Source organism: Streptomyces sp. NPDC048419 (assembly GCF_043200415.1).
Lineage (GTDB): Bacteria > Actinomycetota > Actinomycetes > Streptomycetales > Streptomycetaceae > Streptomyces.
Genome location: NZ_JBICXT010000018.1, coordinates 15966 through 37898 on the forward strand (window position 1 = coordinate 15966; position 21933 = coordinate 37898).

A 21933-nucleotide genomic window follows, 5' to 3' on the forward strand; every position below is an offset into this window, starting at 1 on the left:
GCCGGTCAGGTGAGCCGGGTCACGGGCACCCGCCGCAGGACGATCCGCTCGTACGCCCCGAAGTCCCCTGTCTCGTAGAGGAGTCCGACGGTGGAGGCGTCGATCCGTACGAGGTCGGAGTAGGCGGCGGGCAGTCCGTCGACCGTGCACGCCGGGCGCCAGGTGATGCCGCCGTCCGTACAGGCGCGCAGGGTCATCAGGGCCCGGGCGGACGGGCAGGCGGGGCCGGAGAACAGCAGGACGTCCGGGTCGCGCAGCTGCAGGAGGCTGCCCTGGCAGACGGGGCCGTCGAGGCCGGCCTGCGGACGGAAGCCGGTGCGCAGGGTCTGCCCGCCGTCGCCGGAGCGGGCGTCGGCGCGGTTGCCGGGCGAGGTGGAGTCGGTGCGGGTGTTGAAGTAGACGAGGCCGCCCGGGAGTTCGGCGGCGGTGGTCTCGTTGGCGTTGATGTAGCCGTCGGGGGTGTCGTCGACGTAGCCGAGGGACCAGGTCGCGCCGCGGTCGTCGCTGAGCAGGCAGTGGCCGCCGTTGTACCTGCCCTCGTCGCCGACGTCGCCGGCGGAGGGCGGCAGGGTGTGGTTGCCGGGGACGACGACGCGGCCGGTGCTCAGCTGGATGCCGTGCCCCGGTGTGGTGGCGTACCAGCGCCAGCCCGCTCTCTTCACCTGCTGGGTGATCTCCTTCGGGCCCGACCAGGTGACCCCGTCGTCGTCGCTGTGCTGCACCCACACGCGGCGCCCGTCGGCGTCCTTCACCTTGCCGCGCACGATCAGGTCCTCGGAGGCGGTGGCCGCCGAGCGGACGTGTACGAGGAGGATGCGGCCGGTGTCCAGGACGACCGGGGCGGGGTTGCCCGCGAGGTCGGTGCCGTTGCTCGCGGCGACCCGCAGCGGGCCCCAGGTGCGGCCGCCGTCCGTCGAACGCTTGCACACGACGTCGATGTGGCCGTAGTCGCTCGCGGACTTCACCCGGCCCTCGCAGAAGGCGAGCAGGGTGCCCTCGGCGGTCGCGACCACCGCGGGAATCCGGTAACTGGCGTATCCCTCGCGGCCCGCGCGGAAGGGGACGGTGGCTTCGGTCATTCGGCTCCTGTCCCCCGTGCAGGCGAATTGGCGGTGAACTCCCGGTCACGAGTGTCCGATTGATGCAGGATGCGTCCGCATGGATGCCGTACGGGTCGCGCTGCTGCGCGAAGTCCTCGCCGGAACCGAGTGGCTGGGCGCCACCCGGCGCTTCGCCGGGGTGCTGCGCGGCTCGGTGGTGTCGCACGGCGGGGGCCTGCTCCTCGTGGGCACCGAAAAGTACGAGCCCTGGCACCTCGCCGCCCACCTGGTGGACGAGGCCGCCTGGTCGGGGACTCCGGAGCTGACGCCGACCTTGGTACGGCACGACGCGCGTCCCACCGACCCCGCGCATCTGGCGGTCGGCCTGGGGCGCCTGGCCGCGGCCCGGCGCGAGGAGACCCTGCTCGTGGTCTCCCCGGGCGGCCCGGACGCCGCGCTTCTGGAGCGGGTCCACGATGCCCGCCGAGCGGGTACGACGGTCCTCGCCCTGGGCCCCGACGAGAGCGAACTCACCGCGATGGCCCACGAGTCCCTGACCGTCCCGGCCCCCTCCGAACTCGACCTCGACACGGTCCAGCACCTGGTCAGCGCGGCAGCCGGCGAGAACGCCCTGCCGTCCCCGAGAGGCCGGCGCCGCCTGCGGGACCGGCTGGCCCGGCTGGCCGACCATCTGACGGCACCGCCACCGGCGGGGTGGTGACGAGGCGCCCGCCCCGCCCCCGGAAAAGCGGTTGCCTCCGCCGCTCGCCCCGCCCGACGATGACCCATCGTGACCGCCGACTCCCCCACCCCCCGCGCCGCCCGCCTCCGCGCCCTGCTCCCCGACCTCGCGCCCTGGCGGGCCTCCGTCGACTTCCGGCGGCTGTGGGTGTCGGGGACGGTCTCGAACTTCGGGAGCTTCCTCACCTTCGTCGCGGTGCCGGTGCAGCTCAAGGACCTCACGGGGTCGGCGGCGGCGGTCGGGGCGATCGGTGCGGTGGAGCTGCTGCCGCTGCTGGTGTTCGGGCTGTACGGGGGCGCGCTCGCCGACGCGCTGGACAAGCGGAAGCTGATCGTGTGGACGGAGGCGGGACAGGGCCTGCTGTCCGCCGCGCTGCTGCTCAACGCCCTGCTGCCGAACCCGGCGATCTGGCCGCTGTACGTCGTGGCGGCCCTGTCCTCCGCGCTGGTCTCGGTGCAGCGGCCGGCCCTCGACTCGCTGTTCCCGCGGATCGTCGCCCATGAGCACCTTCCCGCCGCGGCCTCCCTCAACTCCCTGCGCTGGACGGTCGGCGGTGTCGCGGGCCCGGCGGTCGCGGGCGTCGTCGTGGCGTACGCCGGACTCGGCTGGGCCTACGGCGCGGACCTGCTGACCTTCGCCGTCTCCGTCGCCCTGGTGGTCCGCATAGCCGCCTCCCCCGCCGCGCACGAGGCCGCGAAGCCGTCGCTCAGGGCGATCGCGGAGGGCGCCCGCTACGCCTGGAGCCGCAAGGAACTCCTCGGCACCTACGCCGTCGACCTCGCCGCGATGTTCCTGGCGATGCCGCTCGCGGTGCTGCCGTTCCTCGCGGACGAACTGGACGCCGACTGGTCGCTGGGCCTGATGTACGCGAGCGTCCCCTTCGGGTCGCTGCTGGTGAGCCTGACCAGCGGCTGGACCTCGCGCGTGCGGCGTCACGGACGCATGGTCGTGCTGTCGGCGGCGCTGTGGGGCCTGGCGATCGCGGCGGCCGGGGTCGTGGGCGACGTATGGCTGGTGCTGCTGTTCCTGACCGTGGCCGGCGGCTGCGACATGGTCAGCGGGATCTTCCGCGGCGCCATGTGGAACCAGACGATCCCGGACGAGCTGCGCGGCCGGCTCGCCGGGATCGAGCTGCTGTCGTACTCGGTCGGCCCGACCGTCGGCCAGGTCCGCGCGGGCGGTTTCGCCGCGTGGTGGGGCGTACGGGCGTCCGTCTGGTCCGGCGGCCTGCTGTGCGCGGGCGCGGTCGGCCTGCTCGCGCTGTGCCTGCCGAAGCTGATGACCTACGACGTCCGCACCAACGAGCACGCGGCACGGCTGCGCGCCCGCCGCACGTCGGCCGACGCACCGGCACCGATCTGATCAGTCGTCGTCGGGACGCCCGGCCGGGGCGTCGTTCCACTTCGGGTCGGTGTCCCACTGGAGATTGCGCTCCCGGGCCGTCTCCATCGCGTGCTCCGCCTCCTGCCGGGAGGCGTAGGGCCCGAACCGGTCCTTGGCGGGGCACTCCGGCCCCTCCTCGACCTTCTTGTGCTTCAGGCAGTAGAACCATTCGCCCGGCTTGCCGACGGTGCGCTTCTTGAACAACGCCATGACCTGCTCCTCTCGCCAACCACATGTTCCCCCACAGCGGCTCGTTAGACTCGCTGGCATGTCTGGCCAGTCGCTGCTCGTACCAGGGGACCTGTCCCCCACCCGTTCCGTGCCCGGAAACATCCGCCGCCCCGAGTACGTCGGCAAGCCCGCGCCGACGCCGTACACCGGCCCGGAGGTGCAGACGCCGGAGACGATCGAGGCGATGCGTCTCGCCGGCCGGATCGCCGCGCAGGCGATGGAGGAGGCGGCGAAGCTGATCGCGCCGGGGGTCACCACCGACGAACTGGACCAGGTCGCGCACGCGTACATGTGCGACCACGGCGCCTACCCCTCCACCCTCGGCTACCGCGGCTTCCCCAAGTCCCTGTGCACCTCCGTCAACGAGGTGATCTGCCACGGCATTCCGGACTCGACGGTGCTGCGCGACGGCGACATCGTGAACCTGGACGTGACCGCGTACATCGGCGGGGTGCACGGCGACAACAACGCGACGTACCTGGTGGGAGACGTCGACGAGGAGAGCCGCCTGCTGGTGGACCGCACCCGCGAGTCCCTGAACCGCGCGATCAAGGCGGTCCGGCCGGGCCGCCAGATCAACATCATCGGCCGCGTGATCGAGTCCTACGCCAAGCGCTTCGGCTACGGCGTGGTCCGCGACTTCACCGGTCACGGCATCAACTCGTCGTTCCACTCGGGCCTGATCGTCCCGCACTACGACAGCCCGCACGCGACGACGCTCATCCGGCCCGGGATGACCTTCACGATCGAGCCGATGCTGACGCTGGGGACGCACGAGTACGACATGTGGGACGACGGCTGGACGGTCGTCACCAAGGACCGCAGGCGGACGGCCCAGTTCGAGCACACGCTGGTGGTGACGGAGACGGGGGCGGAGATCCTCACGCTCCCCTGAACCCACTTGATCCGCTCTCGGGGACCCGCCCCTGCTGGGGCGCGCTACACCGAGCAACTCTGGTTCGTGTACGAGGCGTTGGAGTCCGGAGCGGAGCACCTGGCGTCGGACCCGGTGGCGGGCCCTTTCATCCAGCCCCAGCTGTACCGACTGGCCGCCCTGGAGCGCGACCTGGAGCACTTGCGGGGACCGGGCCGGCCGTCGGGCCTGTCCGCCCTGCCCCCGACGCGGGAGTACGCGGCGCGGGAGCGGAAGTGCGCCGAGCGGGGGCCGGCGGGATACGTCGCCCACCACTACACCCGCTACCTCGGCGACCTCTCCGGCGGCCAGATCATCCGCGGCACGGCGGAGGAGACATGGGGCTTCGCCCGCAGGGCGACGGCGTCCGCTTCTACGTCTTCGAGCGGATCGCCAACCCGGCCGCATTCAAGCGCAGTTACCTACCGCGAACTCCTGGACGCCGTCCCCGCGGACGACCTGGAGGAGCAGCACGTCCTGACGGAGTGCAAGCGGGCGTTCGCCCTGAACACGGAGGTCTTCCGGGCGCTGGGCGAGGAGTTCACGCTCAGCGCGTAGCCGTCACCGCTCCGGCTGACGCTCCAGATGGACCCGGCCGCCGATCTCGACCCAGCCGTACGGCTGCGGTGCGGTCAGTATCTGCGAGCCCGCACCCTGCGTGATGTTGAGCGCCCTACCCAGCCGATCGGTCAGCAGCAGTGCGGCGGCGCCGGTCGCCTCGTCCTCGTCGATGCCGTCGTCGCGCCCCGGGAAGCCCCGCGCCCGCACCCGCCCCGCGGGCTCGTCCTCCCAGGCCCAGGCGTAGATCCACTCGCCCTTCGGCGGCACGGGCAGCTCGTCCACCTCGGCGGCCGTGGCGTACTGCCGCAGCGTCCGCGGCGGCGCCCACTCCGCCCGGGCCTCGATCCAGCAGAACTCCCCGTCCTGCCGGGCCCCGACGACCCCGGCGGGCGTCACCAGCTCGGGCACATCGAGAAGCCAGGCGACGCCGACGCAGGGATGCCCGGCGAACGGGAGCCGCAGAGTGGGTGTGTAGATATCGACGACCCCCCGCTCCGGATCGTCGACGAACACGGTCTCACTGAAGCCGAGCTTCGCGGCGAACGCCTGCCGCTCGGGCCGCCCGGGCATGACGGATCCCTCACGGACGACGCCGAGTTCGTTGCCGTAGCCGCCGTTCGGAGCGCAGAAGACGCGCAGCACGTCGTAATCAGTCACTCGGGCATTGAAACACTGCGCGAGCAGCGAGGGCGTCCCAGGCGGCCGGGCCGCCGGGCAGGGGCAGGAACCGGGTGGAGCCCGCGGTGTACGGCAGGGTCGCGAGCGTGTCGGCGTGCGCCCGTTCCAGAGTGCGGCGTTGGCGGTCGGTACCGGGGCCGGCGGGGCGGCCCGCGAGCCCGGCCATGCGCCGCCCGTGCCCCTCGGTGGCCTCCGCGGCCACCCGCCGCCACTCCTCGTCGTCCAGCACCTGGGTCAACTCCACGCACTCCGGGACCCGGTCCTCCGCCAGCGCCGCCACCGCCCGGTCGTGGCCGTCGAGGATCAGCCAGCCGTCGAGGTAGTCCACCCACCAGATGAGGACGGGCGCGAGCGTGTCCTCGCGGACGTGCTTGCGGTACGCCTTCACGCGCGAGGCGTTGGGCGCGGAGAGCCGGCGCAGCGGCAGGACGCCGTGCCAGCCGCCCCCGCAGTACAGCCCCAGCCGCCCGGCCGGCCAGTCCCCGACGAAGTCCTCGGTCCACACGCCCGGTTGGAAAGCGGCCCGCGCGGACAGCTCCCAGCGTCCGTTCCGCAGGGGCGTGCCCTCGCCCTCCTCCAGCCAACGGGCATATTGATGCGGCCAGTTGACCGACGACCGCATGGTCGTGGACCGCAGGGGCGGCAGCGGTGAGCGGTAGTCGCCGAGACGGTGCAGATGCAGATCGGGGCAGCATCCGCCGCCCACCGACCGGCCCAGCAGGACGGGCCGCTCCTCCTGCCGCAGCAGGACGCGGCCGTCTCCCGCCGTCTCGAAACGCAACGACGGTGGCCCGGGGCGGTCCCGTACGTGCAGCACCAGCCGTCCCGGCCCAAGCAGTTCCCTGCGCTCTCGGTCCACGGGACCAGTGTCGGGGATGCTCCGCCCGGGCTCCCACGGGATGGCACACGGAACTCGTTCTGCCGGGTCTGCCGGGTGCTCCCGCGCCCCCGACCGGCGCCCGGCTGATCACTCCGAGCCGGAATCTTTGAATTTGCTTTGACTCTTCCTTGGGGTTTGTTTTAGGCCGGCGTGATCGGTCCGTGCCCATACAGCGTCCATGAGAGCTGAATCACCGTGGGGGTGGGTATCACGCAGGCAAGCCTTAGATAAGTTAGGCGAGCCTCACCATCCTTTGTCAGCCCGCACACTCGATTTTCAGCCAGCCTCAGGAGCCTGCATGCGAGCCGCCAGACTCTCCGTCGTCACCGCCGTCACCGCCGTGACGGCCCTGACCGCAGTCACGGGATGCACCGAGAAGAGCAAGGCGGACGGGGACGCCGCGATCAAGGTGACGGCAGCCGACTCCAAGTGCGACACCTCCGCCAAGTCGATACCGGCCGGTCAGGTCACGCTGAGCATCGAGAACACGGGCTCCAAGGCGACCGAGGTCGAGATCCTCTTCCCGGACGACCGGATCGTCTCGGAGAAGGAGAACATCGGTCCGGGCACCAAGTACTCGCTGACCGCCGAGGTGAAGGCGGGCTCGTACGAGATCGCCTGCCGGCCCGGCATGAAGGGCCACGGCGTCCGGCAGAAGCTCACCGTCACCGGCTCCGGCGCCGCCGCCAAGCGCGACCCGCGGCTGGACAAGGCCGTCGCCGCCTACCGCGCATACGCGCAGCAGCAGGCCGACGCGACCATCCCGAAGGTGGAGACCTTCACCAAGGCGATCAAGTCCGGTGACCTCAAGGCCGCCCAGGACGCCTACGCCCCCTCCCGCGTCGGCTGGGAGCGCACGGAGCCGATCGCCGAGTCCTTCGGCGACATCGACCCCAAGACCGACACCCGCGCCGACGGCCTGGAGAAGGGCCAGAAGTGGACCGGCTGGCACGCGCTGGAGAAGGCGCTGTGGCAGGACAAGAAGATCGGTGCCGCGCAGAAGACGCTCGCCGACCAGCTGGTCACCGACCTCAAGGACTGGCAGCAGCGGGTCGGCAAGGCCGAGATCACCCCGACCTCCATGGCCAACGGCGCCAAGGAGCTGCTCGACGAGGTCGCGACCGGCAAGATCACCGGCGAGGAGGACACCTACTCGCACACCGACCTGAGCGACTTCAAGGCCAACGTCGAGGGCGCGCAGCAGGCGTACGAGCTGCTGAAGCCGGTCGCGCAGAAGAACGACAAGGCGCTGACCACCGAGCTGGACAAGCAGTTCGCCGCGCTGGACAAGACGCTGGACAAGTACCGCACGGACGCGACCTCCGACGGCTTCGTCTCGTACGACAAGGTCACCGAGGAACAGCGCAAGGAGCTCTCGGACGCGGTGAACGCGCTCGCCGAGCCCCTGTCCAAGCTCGCCGCCGCCGTCGCGAAGTAGGGACGGACCGAAATGACGGACATTCAGGAAGCCACCACCGCCGACGCCGACCGCAAGCCGTCGCGGCGCTCGCTGATCGGCTGGGGCGGGGCCGGGCTCGCGCTCGGTGCCGCCGCGGCCGGCGGCGGGGTCGCGATGAGCCGGGTCGGCAACGATGTGGACCCGGCCGCCGCCGAGACGGGCGCCGCGGTCGGATTCCACGGCGCCAACCAGGCCGGCATCGCCACACCCGTGCAGGACAGGCTGCACTTCGCCGCGTTCGACGTGCAGACCGAGGACCGCGCCGAGTTCGTGCAGATGCTCAAGGACTGGACGGAGGCCGCGCGCCGGATGAGCGCCGGCAAGGCGGTCGGTGACGGCGCGTACGGCGGTCTCGCCGAGGCGCCGCCGGACGACACCGGTGAGGCGCTGGGCCTGAAGCCCGCGCGGCTGACGCTGACGATCGGTTTCGGTCCGTCGCTGTTCGCCAAGTACGGCGAGCAGTTCGGGATCAAGGACAAGCGGCCCGAGGCCCTGGTGGACCTGCCGCAGTTCGCCGGCGACAACCTGGACAAGGCCCGTACCGGCGGCGACCTGTGCGTCCAGGCCTGCGCGGACGACCCGCAGGTGGCGGTGCACGCGATCCGTAACCTGGCCCGCATCGGCATGGGCAAGGTCAACATCCGCTGGTCGCAGCTCGGTTTCGGCAAGACCTCCTCCACCACGCCGGGCGCGCAGACCCCGCGCAACCTGATGGGCTTCAAGGACGGCACCCGCAACATCGCGGGCACCGAGACCGACCGGCTGAAGAAGTTCGTGTGGGTCGGCAAGCAGGACGGGCCGGACTGGATGACCGGCGGCTCGTACCTGGTCGCCCGGCGCATCCGGATGCACATCGAGACCTGGGACCGCACCTCGCTGCAGGAGCAGGAGGACGTGTTCGGCCGGGACAAGGGGGAGGGCGCACCGGTCGGCAAGGCCAAGGAGCACGACAAGCCGTTCCTGAAGGCGATGAAGCCCGACGCGCACGTCCGGCTGGCGCACCCCGACTCCAACGACGGGGTCACGATCCTGCGCCGGGGCTACTCCTTCACCGACGGCACCGACGGCCTGGGCCGCCTGGACGCCGGTCTGTTCTTCCTCGCCTACCAGCGCGACGTCCGCAAGGGGTTCATCCCGCTGCAGCGCCGGCTGTCGGCGCAGGACGCGCTCAACGAGTACATCCAGCACGTGGGTTCGGCGGTCTTCGCGGTCCCGCCCGGCGTCCGTGACAAGGACGACTGGTGGGGCAGCACGCTGTTCTCCAAGGAGGCGTAGCCCGTGTTCTCCAACTATCTGATCGGTCTGCGCGAGGGTCTGGAAGCCAGCCTCGTCGTGTGCATCCTGATTGCCTATCTGGTCAAGACGGGCCGCCGGGACGCGATCCGGCCCATCTGGATCGGCATCGCCGTCGCCGTCCTGATCGCGATGGGCTTCGGCTGCGCCCTCGAATTCGGCTCCCAGGAGCTGACGTTCCAGGCGCAGGAGGCCCTCGGCGGCTCCCTGTCGATCGTCGCGGTCGGCCTGGTGACGTGGATGGTCTTCTGGATGCGGCGCACCGCCCGCCATCTGAAGTCCGAACTGCACGGCAAGCTGGACGCCGCCCTCGCGATGGGCACGGGCGCCCTGGTCGCCACCGCCTTCCTCGCCGTCGGCCGGGAGGGCCTGGAGACCGCCCTGTTCGTGTGGGCCTCGGTGCACGCGGCCAGCGACGGCACCCCCCGCCCGCTGATCGGCGTGGCCCTCGGCCTCGCCACCGCGGTCTTCCTGGGCTGGCTGTTCTACCGCGGCGCCCTGAAGATCAACCTGGCGAAGTTCTTCACCTGGACCGGCGGCATGTTGGTCGTGGTCGCGGCGGGCGTGCTGGCGTACGGCTTCCACGACCTCCAGGAGGCCGACTGGATCCCCGGTCTGACGCACCTGGCCTTCGACATCAGCGGCACCATCCCGCCGGACAGCTGGTACGGCACGCTCCTCAAGGGCGTGTTCAACTTCCAGCCGGACCCGACCGTTCTCCAGGTCACGGTGTGGCTGCTGTACCTGATCCCGACACTCGCGGTGTTCTTCGCCCCGGTAGGGTTCGCCTCCGGGAAGGGGAAGGTGAAGGCACCTGATGAGCAGGGATCGCGGCCCTCGAAGGCTCCGCAGGCTTGACCGGAGTGCACTGATCGCGGCCTCGTTGACCGCTTTGTCGATGACGGCGAGCGGTTGCGTGGTGGTCCACGGGGAGCGCGAGGTGCTCCCCTCCTCCACACGCGCCGAGGCCGCGAAGGCACTGGAGCAGTTCACCACTGCGTACAACAAGGCGGACAAGGCGTACGACAGTTCACTCGACGCCGGCCATGTCACGGGCGCCCTCGGCGACATCGACGCGGCCCGCCTCAAGGCCGGTCATGCGATCAACCCGGGCGGCAATCCCTCGCACACGCCGCTGAAGCTGACCGACGTGACGTACACGATCCCCAAGAAGGCCGGCTGGCCGCGCTGGTTCGTGGCGGAGGCGAAGGGCAACAAGGGCGGCGCGCTGCGCTGGGTGCTGGTGTTCACCCGGGACGGCCTGGGCCGGACGTGGCGGGTGGCGTACCTGACGCTCGTCTCCCCCGGCACGCTGCCGAAGGTGCGGAAGGACGCGGACGGCTGGGCCGAGGCCGTGCCCGTGAACTCCGGCGAACTCGCCGTCGCGCCGCAGGACTTGAGCCGGACCTACGCGACGTACCTGAAGAAGGGCGGCAAGTCGTTCGCCTCCGGTCCGTACACCGACCGCTGGCGCGCGCAGCGCGCGAAGGACGGCAAGCGGCCCGGTCTGGTCACGCAGTACATCGACGAGCCGCTGATCAGCGGCGACTACGCGCCGCTGGCGCTGCGCACCACGGACGGCGGCGCGCTGGTGTTCTTCACCACCCGCCGCTACGAGAAGCAGACGGCGGCCACGGGCACCTCGATCCCCACGCCGAACGCGAGCGTGAAGGCGCTGACGACCGGGGAGATCAAGCAGTCGTTCACGATGGAGTTCATCTCCAACGGCATCGCGCTGGACCCGAAGCAGGGTACGGGCGGCGGGCAGGTGTCGGTGCTGTCCCGGCTGGAGGGGCTCACCTCGGCCCAGGGGTCGTAGCGAGCGGGGTTTTGCGGCTCAGTGGCGCAGGGGCCAGGCCGCGCTCACGTGGCCGGCGTCCGTGCCGGCGAAGCGGGCGCACTCGTCGGTGAGGATCTCGAGCAGGCTCAGCGGGTCCGGCAGGGGGTGCTCGGGGCCGCGCACCCAGTGCACGGCCGAGCCGTCGTCACCGGACAACCGGGCCGGCGGCACGAGGACGTAGGAACCGCGGCAGTGCCAGCGCAGCCCGGGGTGCTCGTCCATCGTCTCGGGGTGGCAGTCCAGCTCGCAGGGCCACCACTCGTCCTCGTCCTCGGGGGTGCCGCGGGTGAGGGTGAAGAAGAGGAGCCGACCGTCGTCGCTCTCCGCGACGGGGCCGACCTCGATGTCGGAGGCGAGCAGCCGCTGAAGCGCCGGCAGGCCCGCCTGGACGGGTACGTCCAGCACGTCGTGCACCATGCCGGTCGCGGTGATGAAGTTGGCCTGCGGCTGGTGCCGGGCCCAGCGCTCGATCTGCGCGCGGTCGGTGGTGGACTGCGTCTGCCAGGCGAACGACACCGGGTGCCGGGCCGGGGTGGGACAGCCCACGCGGTCGCAGGAGCATCCGTAGCCGGGGGCGGGATGGGCGGCGGGGGCGAGCGGCAGGCCCGCTCCGGCGGCGGCAACCAGCAAGGCCTCACGGTCGCCGTCGTCGGCGCCGTCCTCCTTCGGGCGGCGTCCGCGCAGCCACTGGGAGAGTTTGCCCTGCCGGCCGGTTCGGCCGCCGAACTCCGCGCTCATCAATCTCCTCGCCTTGCCGTCGTGCGGACCAGCATGCCCTATGGTCCCACCGGACCGCCCTCCGGGGTGCCAGAAGGGACATCCCGGGTACGAGGGGCGAGACCGTGCAGGGCGTACTCGACGAGGGTGTCGGTGTACTCGTAGGAGATCGGTCCCGTGTGCTGGAGCCAGCGCTGGGCGAGAGGGGAGACCCACAGTTCCAGGGCGATGCGCGGGTCGACGTCCACGCGGACCTGGCCGGCCCGCTGGGCGGAGCGCACACGGTCGACGTAGAGCTGGAGCGAAGGTTCGAGGAGCTTGGCCACGAAGACGCGGCCCAGCTCCTCGTTGACCAGGCCTTCCGCGGCCAGGGCGCGGGAGGGCCCCTCGAAGCGGGGGTCCTTGAGCTGGTCGACGGTCAGGCGCAGCACGGCCTTGAGGTCGGCGGCCAGGTCGCCGGTGTCCGGGATGGCGAACTCGTACTCCGGGCCCGCGTCCCGGGACGCCTGCTCGCTCAGGTCGAGGAACGCCTCCAGCAGGACGTCCGCCTTGGAGCCCCACCACCGGTAGATCGTCTGCTTGCCGACGCCGGCCCGTGCGGCGATGCCCTCGATGGTCGTCTTCGGGTAGCCGATCTCGCCGATCAGCTCCAGGGCCGCGTCGTAGATCGCGCGACGGGACCTCTCGCTGCGGCGGGTGGCGTCGGGGGCGGGCTTCTTGACCATGGTTCGACGGTATCGTTCCGCGGCCCTGCGGCTCCTCGCCCTGCAGCTCCTCGCCCTACGACTCCTCGGCGTACGGCGGCCAGGCGTCTCCCCAGTCCGCGTCCCGCGCCGCCTTGTACAGGTCGCCGTGGCGCTTGGTCACCGTCGAGCGGCGCAGCTCCTCGTCCCGCTCGCACAGCTCCAGCAGGACCTGCCCCTTGCGGAGCTGCGGGCGCCGCACGACGCGTGAGGCCGCGGGCGCGACCGGGAGACGGGTGGCGGCGACGTAGCTGAACTTCTCGTCCTCGTAGGCCAGGGAGCCGCCCTTGACCTGCCGGTGCAGGGAGGAGCGGCTGACCCGGGCCGAGAAGTGGCACCAGTCCTCGCCGGGCACGATCGGACAGGCCGCGCTGTGCGGACAGGGCGCGGCGACGTGGAAGCCGGCCGCGATCAGCCGGTCGCGGGCCTCGATGACGCGGGCGTAACCGCCGGGGGTGCCGGCCTCGACGATCACGACGGCCCGGGCGGCGGACGCGGCGGCGTCCACGAGCGCGGCGCGGTCGGCCTCGGTCAGCTCGTTGAGCACGTAGGACACGGTCACGAGATCGGTGTCGTCGAGCGCGAGGTCCTTGCCGATCCGCGTCCGCCGCCAACCGGCCTGCGCCAGTGCCGGGTTGGCGGCCGCGATCTCCCGGCCGAGGGCGAGCGCGGGTTCGGCCCAGTCCAGCACGGTGACGCCGCGCCCGCCGGGCCAGGTGGCGCTGACGGCCCAGATCGCGGCGCCCGTCCCGCCGCCGACGTCCACATGGCTTCCCGGGGCCCAGTCCGGCACCGCGTCGGCGAACGCCCCGAGCGCGGCCCGCACCGCCTCGTACGTCGCCGGCATCCGGTACGCGGCATAGGCGGCCACGTCCGCGCGGTCCCGCAGGATCGGCGCATCGGTCGGGGTGACCCCCCGGTAGTGGGCGATGAGCCGCTCGACGGCCTGCGCGGCCCGCTTGGGCGGAAGCCCGTCGAGCAGCGTGGCGAGGGCGGTGCGCAGGGTCTCGGCCGGGGATACGGGGGCGTTCACCGGGCGAGTCTAAGGGGAGCGCTTCGTCCGGCGGCCGTCGTGGGGGCGCCTGCGTCTTTCAGCCCGTCCGGCGTTTGAGTACGAGGCCCCTTCAGGGCCGATGGGGGTCTGGGGACGCGGCCCCCGGCAATGGTCCGCAGCACCCACGCGGCTAAACCGGACGCACGGCCCGAGCCATCCGCGTCGCCGCCGCGGCCCGAGGCCGACTGTCACCCCGCCGCCGAACGGGATGCACCGCATTCGCGAGCAGCACCAGAAACGTCCCCGTCTCCGGGTCCAGGACCACCGACGTCCCCGTGAACCCCGTATGTCCCGCGGCCCCCCGCCCCGCCAACTCCCCCATGAACCAAGGCTGGTCGATCGCGAAGCCCAGCCCCGGAGGGGTCAGCAGCAGCTCCACGAAGTCCGCGCCGAGGATGCGCGCGGGGCCGTAGGAGCCGCCGGCGAGCAGCGTGCGGCAGAAGACGGCGAGGTCCCCGCCGGTGGAGAACATGCCCGCGTGGCCGGCGATCCCGCCGAGCGCCCACGCGTTCTCGTCGTGGACGACGCCGCGCACCATGCCCCGGTCGGCCTTGGCCCACGGCCGGCGCTGGTCCTCGGTCGCGGCCGCGCCGGGGCAGGGCCCGAAGTCGGTGGACAGCATGCCCAGCGGCCGGGTGATGCCGTCGTGGATCAGGACGTCCAGGGTGCGGCCGGTGCTGCGCTCCAGGACGAACTGGAGCAGCAGGAAGTTGAGGTCGGAGTAGGTGTACATGCCGGGCACGCCCACCGGCGTCTCCGCGCGTAGCATCGCCAGCCGCTCGTTGTCGTCCGCGCAGTCGTAGAGCGGGAGTTCGGGGCGCAGCCCGGAGGTGTGGGTGAGCAGCTGGCGCACGGTGATGCCGTGCCGGGAGGCCGCGACGAACTCCGGCAGGTACGCGCCGACCCGGGCGTCGATGCCGAGCGTGCCGCGCTCGATCTGCTGCACGGCGGCGACGGCCGTGAACAGCTTGGTGAGGGAGGCCAGGTCGAAGGGGGTGTCGACGGTCATGGGGACCCGTGCCGCGGCGGGCAGTTCGATGCCGCGGTCGCGTTCGGCGTCGTAGGCGGTGTACCGCACGGCCCAGCCCGCGGCCTCCTCGACGGCGATGACCGGGCCGCGTCCGGCGACCACGACGGTGCCCGCGGCCCAGGACCGCTCACCGGTGGTGAGGTCGTGGACGTCCTGGACGAGGTGGCGTAGTTCGCCGCGGTCGAGGCCGGCCCGTTCGGGGCTGTCCCTGCGCAGTCTCGGTGCGCTCAGCTCTCTGCTCCCTCCGCGTTCGCACGCCCGTTCCAAGGACGGCACATTCCCACGAAGCAGGCCAGCGCCACCAGTGCTGCGGCCAGTTGGACGACGGCCATCGGGACGGCGGTGTGCTCCCCGGCGATCCCGACGAGCGGGGAGGCGACGGCGCCGATGAGGAACGAGGACGTGCCGAGCAGCGCGGACGCGGAGCCGGCGGCGTGCCTGGTGCGCATCAGGGCGAGGGCCTGGGCGTTCGGCAGCGTCACCCCCATCGCGGACATCAGGACGAACAGGGCGGCGGCGACCGGCACGAGGCCGGCGGTGCCGAGGACGCCGGCGGACATCAGCAGCAGGGCGGTGGCGGCGGCGATGACGACGGCGAGGCCCAGGCCCAGCACCCGTTCCAGGCGGACCCTGCCGACCAGCACCTTGCCGTTGAGCTGGCCGACGGCGACGAGCCCGATCGAGTTCAGTCCGAAGAGCAGGCTGAAGGTCTGCGGGGAGGCGCCGTAGATCTCCTGGATCACGAAGGGCGAGGCGGCGATGTAGGCGAACAGGGACGCGAAGGCGAAGCCGCCGGTGAGCATGAAGCCGGTGAAGGGGAGGTCGGCGAGGAGGCGGCGCATGGTGTGCAGGGCCTCGAGCACTCCCCCGCCGTGCCGCTCGCGTTCGGGGAGGGTCTCGGGCAGCTTCGCCCACACCAGCGCGGTCAGCGCCGTGCCGACGACCGTGAGCACCACGAAGACGCCCCGCCAGTCCGTGACCCGCAGGATCTGCCCGCCGATCAGCGGCGCGACGATCGGGGCGACCCCGCTGATCAGCATGAGGGTGGAGAAGAAGCGGGCCATCAGGACGCCGTCGTACAGGTCCCGGACCACGGCCCGCGCGATGACGATGCCGGCCGCGCCCGCCAGGCCCTGCGCGAGCCGGAAGGCGACCAGCACCTCGACGGTCGGCGCGAAGGCGCACAGCACGGTCGAGACGACGTAGGCGACGAGGCCGGTCAGCAGCGGGCGGCGGCGGCCCCACCGGTCGCTCATAGGGCCCGCCACCAGCTGCCCGAGCGCCATGCCGAGCAGGCAGGCGGTCAGGGTGAGCTGGACGGTTGCGGCGGGCGCGTGCAGGGAGCCGGTGACCTCCGGGAGCGAGGGGAGGTACATGTCCATCGCCAGCGGGGGTGTGGCGGTGAGACCGCCGAGGATCAGGGTGACGAGCAGTCCGGTGCGGCGGACAGCGGGAGCGGCCGGTTCGTGTTCCGCTCCGGCCGCCCGCTGTATGTGTGCTGTCGAGGCCCCCTGCTCGGCCATGCGCCCCTCCCTCTCCGAGTCGTCCGCAACCTATGCTCTCAGCTCGTACACAGTGCCGAATGCCATACGAGTGCCATACGAGGGCGGGGTCCGGGATGACGGCGGAGAGAGTGCGGTGGGGGATCCTCGCGACCGGTGGGATCGCCGCCGCGTTCACGGCGGATCTGATCGACCTGCCGGACGCGGAGGTCGTCGCGGTGGCCTCGCGGACGAAGACGTCGGCGAAGGCGTTCGCGGAGCGGTTCGGGATCGCGCGGGCGTACGGCGACTGGGCCGGGCTCGCCGAGGACACGGACATCGATGTCGTGTACGTCGCCACCCCGCACTCGGCGCACCGCGAGGCCGCGGGCCTGTGCCTGGAGGCCGGGCGCAACGTGCTGTGCGAGAAGGCGTTCACCCTCAACGCCCCCGAGGCGCAGGAGCTGGTGGCGCTGGCGCGCGGCCGCGGGAGCTTCCTGATGGAGGCGATGTGGATGTACTGCAATCCCCTCGTACGGCGCCTGAAGGAGCTCGTCGACGACGGTGCGATCGGTGAGGTCCGCAGTGTGCAGGCCGACTTCGGGCTGGCCGGGCCGTTCCCGCCCACCCACCGGCTGCGCGACCCCGGGCAGGGCGGCGGCTCGCTGCTCGACCTCGGCGTCTACCCGGTGTCGTTCGCGCAGCTGCTGCTCGGTGAGCCGACCGACGTGACGGCGCGGGCGGTGCTCTCCGAGGAGGGCGTCGACCTGCAGACGGGCGCCCTGCTCGGCTACGAGGGCGGTGCGATCGCCTCGGTGCACTGCTCGATCGTCGGCGGTACGGCCACCTCGGCGTCGGTCACCGGCTCCTTGGGCCGGATCGACATTCCGTACGGCTTCTTCTTCCCGGACCGCTTCGTGCTGCACCGCGACGGGCGTGAGCCCGAGGAGTTCGCGGCCGCCCCTGGCGACGGCCCGCGCAACAGCCTCAAGCACGAGGCGCGGGAGGTGATGCGTGCCCTGCGGGCCGGCGAGACCGAGTCGCCGCTGGTGCCGCTCGACGGCACCCTCGCGGTGATGCGGACGCTGGACGCGATCCGGGACCGCATCGGCGTCCGCTACCCGGGCGAGGCCGCCACACTCGCCTGAGCCTCCGGATGGCGGACGCCGCCGTCCCGCATGCCGGACTCTCGCCTACGCTGCGGGGCCATGAATGCCATGCAGACGGATGAGCAGCCGAGGATCGCGGTCGTGACGGGTGCCGGCTCCGGCATCGGGCGGGCGGTCGCCGTGGAGCTGCTGCGCGCGGGCTGGTCGGTGGCGCTCGCGGGACGGCGCCCGGCGACGCTGGAGGAGACGGCTTCACTCGTGCCCGGCGCACCGGGTCTCACCGTACGGACGGACGTCTCGCGACCGGAGGAGGTGGACGCGCTCTTCGCCGCCACCGTCGAGCGGTTCGGGCGGGTGGACCTGCTGTTCAACAACGCGGGGACGTTCGGACCCGGCGGGGTGCCGGTCGAGGAGCTGCCGTACGACGCGTGGCGGCATGTGGTGGACACCAACCTCAACGGGGCGTTCCTGTGCGCCCAGGCGGCCTACCGGCAGATGAAGGAGCAGGACCCGCGGGGCGGGCGGATCATCAACAACGGCTCCATCTCGGCGCATACGCCCCGGCCGCACTCCGTTGCCTACACGGCGACCAAGCACGCGCTGACCGGGCTGACCAAGGCGCTGTCGCTGGACGGGCGGCCGTACGACATCGCGGTCGGGCAGATCGACATCGGCAACGCGGCGACCGACATGACCTCGCGGATGCAGACCGGAGCGCTGCAGGCGAACGGTGAGATCGCGCCCGAGCCGGTGATGGACGTGGCCGATGTGGCGCGCACGGTGCGGCACATGGCCGAGCTGCCGCTGGAGGCGAACGTGCAGTTCGCGACCGTCCTGGCCACCGCGATGCCGTTCGTGGGGCGGGGCTGACCCTCGCCCGCCGGTACTCAACTCATCAACTTGCACAAGCGGAATACGAACGTCCGCACCATAGCGGCCGGTCGGGCGCTTATGCTCGAATCATCCTCCACAGGAGCTTCACACTTGGAGGGCCCTCGTTCCAAAGTCCTAACCGAGGGGGGAGACGGCAGCCGTTCCACCGCACCGGGTGGGGGTGGATCTCGCGTGGGACCGTGAGAGAAGCACCGGTGGGTGGAGCGGCTGCCGCATGTCAGGGCTTGTTCACAGGCTCTCAGCCCGCGTGCCGGCCGCCGCTGCCCCGCATCCGCCTGCGCAGCGCCCACACGCCACCCGCCAGCACGACGACCGTGCTGCCCGCGCCCTCCAGCAGCCGCCAGGCCGACGGGCCGACGGACGACGCTCCCGGCGGGCCGGCCGCCGCCCGGGCGGCCGTACGCGTGGGGGTCGCCTTCGCGCCGCCCTCGCTGATCGGCTTGACCAGCGTGCCCACCGCCTTGACCGAACTCCCTTTCCCGAAGCCCCAGTCGAGCAGCGCGGCCGTCTCCTCGTAGACGGCGTTGTAGCCGCTCTTGGGATGCATCACGGTGACCAGCAGGGTCCGGCCGCCGCGGGTGGCGGCGCCGGTGAAGGTGTTGCCCGCGTTGCTGGTGAACCCGTTCTTGACCCCGATCAGGCCGTCGTACGTCTTCAGGCCCCAGGCGCCCGTGAGCAGGCGGTCGGTGTTCTGGATCTGGAACGTCTTGCTGCCGCCCGCCGGAAAGGCGGCGGTCCTGGTGTGGCAGTACTCGCGGAAGTCGGTGTTCTTCAGCCCGTGCCGGGCGAACAGGGTGAGGTCGTAGGCCGAGGAGAGCTGGCCCTTGTGGTCGAAGCCGTCCGGGCTGACGACATGGGTGTCCAGCGCCTGCAGATCCTCGGCCTTGGCCTGCATCTCGGCGACCGTCTTCGCCACGCCGCCGTTCATGTGGGCGAGCACGTGCACGGCGTCGTTGCCGGAGCGCAGGAACACGCCCTGCCACAACTCCTCGACGGTGTAGGTGATCCCGGGCCTGATCCCGACGAGGCTGGAGCCCGAGGGGATGTCGGCCAGGTCGGCCGCGGTCACCTTGTGCCGGTCGGTGCGGTGGAACTTCTTCAGCACGGTGTCCGCGAACAGCATCTTCAGCGTGGAGGCGGGGGCCAGGCGCCGGTGCGCGCCGAACGAGGCGAGCACCTCTGCGCTGTCGCCGTCGGCGACGATCCAGGCGCTCGCGGTGAGTTTCTCCGGGAGCCCTGTGGCATCACTCACCTGAATTCCCTCGCGGGCGAGTCGCGTACCGCCGACGACGGCGGCCGCGGCGGAGGCGGGGGCCGCCCCCACGAGCGGAACGGCGGCAGCGGCCAGGCCGAGAGCGGCACGCCGGGTCGGCGGAGAGAAATCGTGCATCCCGGGACCGTACACCGCACCCAACAGGAGCTTCCTGGCAGTAGGCCCTCGGGAGCATAGGAATTGCCTGTCTTACGGAATTCTGACCCGGAACCCGGCTTTCTCAGCTCTGACACACCTTTTACTCAGTCCGACTCAAAGGTTTCTCCCTAGCTTGTGGCAGCGCCCACAGCGGGCGCCAAGAACCTTCGAGGAACGGGATGTTTGGCATCTATCTCAAGCGCGAACTGGGCCGGAGAAAGAAAGCGGCTCTGGTCATCGCACTGGGTCTGGCGCTCGGTATCGCTCTGGTCATCACCGTCAACTCGGTGTCGGCCGGCATGACTCAGGCGCAGGACAAGGTCCTCAAGTCGCTCTACGGCCTCGGTACCGACATGACGGTGACCAAGGCGCAGTCGGCTCCCAAGGCGGGCAGCTCGCAGGGCCCCGACTTCAAGTTCGGCGCCAGGTCGAGCAGCAGCAGCAAGCAGAGCTCCGACCGCGTCATGACGCAGGGCGGTCAGGCCCTGACGTCCTCGCTGGTCGGCAAGGTCGCCGCGCAGCAGGGCGTGTCCGCAGCGGTCGGCGCGATCGCCCTGAACGTCACCAAGGTCGACGGCTCCTTCACCCAGGGCAAGGCGAAGACGTCCACCTCGGGCTCCTCGCAGCAGGGCGGCCCCGGCGGCTCCGGCAGCGGCGGCGGAAGCGGTCAGCCGCAGGTCCAGGGCGGCGGCGCCTCCTTCAACGTCAACTCGTACTCGGTGGCCGGCGTCGACGTCACCGACCAGGGCCTCGGCCCGCTGGCCACGTCGAAGATCACCTCCGGCAGGACCTTCACGACCGCGCAGACCGACGCCAAGGTCGCCGTGGTCGGCAAGTCGTACGCCAAGTCGAAGAAGTACAAGGTCGGTTCGACCTTCAAGGTCTCCGGAACCAAGTACACGGTCATCGGCATCGCGGCGCCCGACAGCAGCGAGTCCACCACCGACGTGTTCCTGCCGCTGAAGCAGGCGCAGGCCCTGGCCGGCTCGAAGAACAAGGTCACCACGATCTACGTCAAGGCGACCGACTCCAAGCAGATCAGCACCGTCAAGAAGACGATCCAGAAGAACATCTCCGGTACGACGGTCACCACCTCCGCCGACCTCGCCTCCACGGTCTCCGGCTCGCTGTCGACGGCCTCGGACCTGGCGACCAGCGTCGGCAAGTGGCTGTCGATCGCGGTGCTGGCCGCCGCCTTCCTGGTGGCCGCGCTGCTCACCTCCTCCGCCGTCTCCCGGCGGGTGCGCGAGTTCGGCACCCTGAAGGCGCTCGGCTGGCCGAGCCGCAAGGTGACCCGGCAGGTCGTCGGCGAGTCCATGGTGAACGGCCTGATCGGCGGCGCCCTCGGCATCGCGCTCGGTCTCGCGGCCGCCTACGCGGTCACCGCGATCAGCCCGAAGCTGACCGCGCAGCTCGGCACCACCGGCGGCGGTGGCGGCATGGGCGGTCCCGGTGGCGGCGGCCCCGGCGGGCAGTCCGCCTCCAGCACCGTGCAGATCGCCCTGTCCGCCCCGGTCTCACTGACGACCATCGCGCTCGCGGTGGCCCTGGCGGTCACCGGCGGTCTGATCGCCGGCGCGATGGGCGGCTGGCGCGCCTCCCGGATGCGCCCGGCGGACGCGCTGCGCAGCGTCTCGTAGCACCCGCCCTGATCCGGGCGCCGCCTCCACTCCCCCGGGGACGCGGCGCCCCGCCCCTGCTTCCCTCACGCCTGCTTCCCTCACGGAGAAACCCATGTACAGACTCACCGGCGTCACCAAGCGCTACACGCGCGGCAAGGAGACGGTGGAGGCGCTGCGCGGCATCGACCTCACCATCGAGGACGGCGATCAACTCGTCATCCAGGGCCCCACCGGCGGCGGCAAGTCCACCCTGCTGCAGATGATCGGCGGTCTGGACCGGCCGACCGAGGGCAGCGTCGAACTGGACGGCGTGGACCTCGCGCGGATCAGCGAGACCAAGCTGACCCGGGTGCGTGCCGAGAACATCGGCATCATCTTCCAGTCGTTCAACCTCATCCCGACGCTGACCGCCCAGGAGAACGTCGAGACGGCGCTCGTGCCCCTCGGGGTGAAGCCGGCCGAGCGCCGGGAGCGCGCGGCCGAGGCCCTGCGCTCCGTGGGCCTCGGCGAGCGCCTCGCCCACGCGCCCGCCGAGCTCTCCGGCGGCCAGCAGCAGCGCGTCGCGATCGCCCGAGCGCTGGTCAAGAAGCCGAAGGTGCTGCTCGCCGACGAGCCCACCGGCAACCTCGACGAGGGCACCCGCGACGACATCATGGGCCTGCTGGAGGGCCTGTGGCACGAGTACCGGCTGACCTTCGTCATGGTCACCCACGACTCGTCCATCGCCCGCCGCGCCCCGCGCCTGGCGACCATCGACGCGGGCCGGCTGACGCTGACGGAGCAGCGGGCCCACGGCGAGCAGCAGTACGCCCAGTAGGGCAACCAGGGCTACTGAGCCGCGCCCCCGCGGGG

At 71.6% G+C, this 21933-nt stretch carries 22 protein-coding genes; 12 read left to right on the forward strand and 10 right to left on the reverse strand.

What is annotated here, in order from left to right; translation table 11 throughout:
• Positions 1-5: 5 nt before the first annotated feature.
• Positions 6-1079 carry an exo-alpha-sialidase gene (locus ACGFYN_RS31585; protein ID WP_393869323.1) on the reverse strand — a complete coding sequence of 358 codons (1074 nt, stop codon included), beginning with the start codon at positions 1077-1079 and terminating at the stop codon, positions 6-8.
• 79 nt (positions 1080-1158) lie between these two features.
• Between ACGFYN_RS31585 and ACGFYN_RS31590 the strand changes: the two genes are divergently transcribed.
• Together ACGFYN_RS31590 and ACGFYN_RS31595 are read left to right on the forward strand one after the other, a co-directional pair.
• Positions 1159-1761, forward strand: coding sequence for a hypothetical protein (locus ACGFYN_RS31590; protein ID WP_393869324.1), 603 nt, complete (start codon positions 1159-1161; stop codon positions 1759-1761).
• Positions 1762-1830: 69 nt separating this feature from the next.
• Positions 1831-3144, forward strand: coding sequence for an MFS transporter (locus tag ACGFYN_RS31595; RefSeq protein WP_393869325.1), 1314 nt, complete (start codon positions 1831-1833; stop codon positions 3142-3144).
• On the opposite strand, the gene ACGFYN_RS31600 is transcribed toward ACGFYN_RS31595, so the two are convergent.
• Positions 3145-3375, reverse strand: a complete 231-nt coding sequence (locus ACGFYN_RS31600; protein WP_393869326.1) for a hypothetical protein — start codon at positions 3373-3375, stop codon at positions 3145-3147. It abuts the gene before it with no gap.
• Positions 3376-3433: 58 nt separating this feature from the next.
• Between ACGFYN_RS31600 and map the strand changes: the two genes are divergently transcribed.
• Positions 3434-4291, forward strand: coding sequence for a type I methionyl aminopeptidase (gene map, locus ACGFYN_RS31605; RefSeq protein WP_393869327.1), 858 nt, complete (start codon positions 3434-3436; stop codon positions 4289-4291).
• A 6-nt stretch (positions 4292-4297) separates the two neighbouring features.
• Positions 4298-4867, forward strand: a complete 570-nt coding sequence (locus ACGFYN_RS31610) for a heme oxygenase (biliverdin-producing) (RefSeq protein WP_393869328.1) — start codon at positions 4298-4300, stop codon at positions 4865-4867.
• 3 nt (positions 4868-4870) lie between these two features.
• On the opposite strand, the gene ACGFYN_RS31615 is transcribed toward ACGFYN_RS31610, so the two are convergent.
• Both ACGFYN_RS31615 and ACGFYN_RS31620 read right to left on the reverse strand, forming a co-directional pair.
• A complete protein-coding gene (locus tag ACGFYN_RS31615) occupies positions 4871-5527 on the reverse strand; it encodes a PhzF family phenazine biosynthesis protein (protein ID WP_393869329.1) in 657 nt (218 codons plus the stop codon).
• On the reverse strand, positions 5520-6407 hold the full coding sequence (locus ACGFYN_RS31620) for a hypothetical protein (RefSeq protein WP_393869330.1): 888 nt from the start codon (positions 6405-6407) through the stop codon (positions 5520-5522). Before ACGFYN_RS31620 ends, ACGFYN_RS31615 begins: the two co-directional genes overlap by 8 nt.
• A 319-nt stretch (positions 6408-6726) precedes the next feature.
• On the opposite strand from ACGFYN_RS31620, the gene efeO reads away from it, so the two are divergent.
• Genes efeO through ACGFYN_RS31640 form a run of 4 tightly spaced genes read left to right on the forward strand, consistent with a single transcriptional unit; the run spans position 6727 to position 10999 of the window.
• On the forward strand, positions 6727-7866 hold the full coding sequence (gene efeO / locus ACGFYN_RS31625) for an iron uptake system protein EfeO (RefSeq protein WP_393869331.1): 1140 nt from the start codon (positions 6727-6729) through the stop codon (positions 7864-7866).
• Positions 7867-7878: 12 nt separating this feature from the next.
• On the forward strand, positions 7879-9162 hold the full coding sequence (efeB, locus tag ACGFYN_RS31630; RefSeq protein ID WP_393869332.1) for an iron uptake transporter deferrochelatase/peroxidase subunit: 1284 nt from the start codon (positions 7879-7881) through the stop codon (positions 9160-9162).
• Positions 9163-9165: 3 nt separating this feature from the next.
• The gene (efeU, locus tag ACGFYN_RS31635) at positions 9166-10038 is read left to right on the forward strand and encodes an iron uptake transporter permease EfeU (protein ID WP_393869333.1); all 873 of its coding nucleotides are present in this window, start codon (positions 9166-9168) and stop codon (positions 10036-10038) included.
• Complete coding sequence (locus ACGFYN_RS31640; protein WP_393869334.1) at positions 9998-10999, forward strand: hypothetical protein; 1002 nt, start codon at positions 9998-10000, stop codon at positions 10997-10999. Before efeU ends, ACGFYN_RS31640 begins: the two co-directional genes overlap by 41 nt.
• An 18-nt stretch (positions 11000-11017) precedes the next feature.
• On the opposite strand, the gene ACGFYN_RS31645 is transcribed toward ACGFYN_RS31640, so the two are convergent.
• From ACGFYN_RS31645 to ACGFYN_RS31665, 5 genes are all read right to left on the reverse strand, one after another.
• Entirely contained in the window at positions 11018-11758 is a 741-nt protein-coding gene (locus ACGFYN_RS31645) for a bifunctional DNA primase/polymerase (RefSeq protein ID WP_393869335.1), read from the reverse strand.
• A gap of 38 nt (positions 11759-11796) precedes the next feature.
• The gene (locus ACGFYN_RS31650) at positions 11797-12462 is read right to left on the reverse strand and encodes a TetR/AcrR family transcriptional regulator (RefSeq protein WP_393869336.1); all 666 of its coding nucleotides are present in this window, start codon (positions 12460-12462) and stop codon (positions 11797-11799) included.
• 55 nt (positions 12463-12517) lie between these two features.
• Entirely contained in the window at positions 12518-13513 is a 996-nt protein-coding gene (locus ACGFYN_RS31655; RefSeq protein ID WP_393869337.1) for a small ribosomal subunit Rsm22 family protein, read from the reverse strand.
• A 151-nt stretch (positions 13514-13664) separates the two neighbouring features.
• The gene (locus ACGFYN_RS31660) at positions 13665-14840 is read right to left on the reverse strand and encodes a serine hydrolase domain-containing protein (protein WP_393869338.1); all 1176 of its coding nucleotides are present in this window, start codon (positions 14838-14840) and stop codon (positions 13665-13667) included.
• The gene (locus ACGFYN_RS31665) at positions 14792-16087 is read right to left on the reverse strand and encodes a multidrug effflux MFS transporter (protein ID WP_393869339.1); all 1296 of its coding nucleotides are present in this window, start codon (positions 16085-16087) and stop codon (positions 14792-14794) included. The genes ACGFYN_RS31660 and ACGFYN_RS31665 overlap by 49 nt, the downstream gene beginning before the upstream one ends.
• 95 nt (positions 16088-16182) lie before the next feature.
• Between ACGFYN_RS31665 and ACGFYN_RS31670 the strand changes: the two genes are divergently transcribed.
• Together ACGFYN_RS31670 and ACGFYN_RS31675 are read left to right on the forward strand one after the other, a co-directional pair.
• On the forward strand, positions 16183-17193 hold the full coding sequence (locus tag ACGFYN_RS31670; RefSeq protein ID WP_393869340.1) for a Gfo/Idh/MocA family protein: 1011 nt from the start codon (positions 16183-16185) through the stop codon (positions 17191-17193).
• A 60-nt stretch (positions 17194-17253) separates the two neighbouring features.
• Complete coding sequence (locus ACGFYN_RS31675; protein ID WP_393869341.1) at positions 17254-18024, forward strand: SDR family oxidoreductase; 771 nt, start codon at positions 17254-17256, stop codon at positions 18022-18024.
• 262 nt (positions 18025-18286) lie between these two features.
• On the opposite strand, the gene ACGFYN_RS31680 is transcribed toward ACGFYN_RS31675, so the two are convergent.
• On the reverse strand, positions 18287-19438 hold the full coding sequence (locus ACGFYN_RS31680) for a D-alanyl-D-alanine carboxypeptidase family protein (protein ID WP_393869342.1): 1152 nt from the start codon (positions 19436-19438) through the stop codon (positions 18287-18289).
• Between the two features lie 200 nt (positions 19439-19638).
• Between ACGFYN_RS31680 and ACGFYN_RS31685 the strand changes: the two genes are divergently transcribed.
• Positions 19639-21099 carry an ABC transporter permease gene (locus ACGFYN_RS31685; RefSeq protein WP_393869343.1) on the forward strand — a complete coding sequence of 487 codons (1461 nt, stop codon included), beginning with the start codon at positions 19639-19641 and terminating at the stop codon, positions 21097-21099.
• Positions 21100-21193: 94 nt separating this feature from the next.
• Positions 21194-21898 carry an ABC transporter ATP-binding protein gene (locus ACGFYN_RS31690; RefSeq protein ID WP_393869344.1) on the forward strand — a complete coding sequence of 235 codons (705 nt, stop codon included), beginning with the start codon at positions 21194-21196 and terminating at the stop codon, positions 21896-21898.
• The last annotated feature ends 35 nt before the right edge of the window (positions 21899-21933 follow it).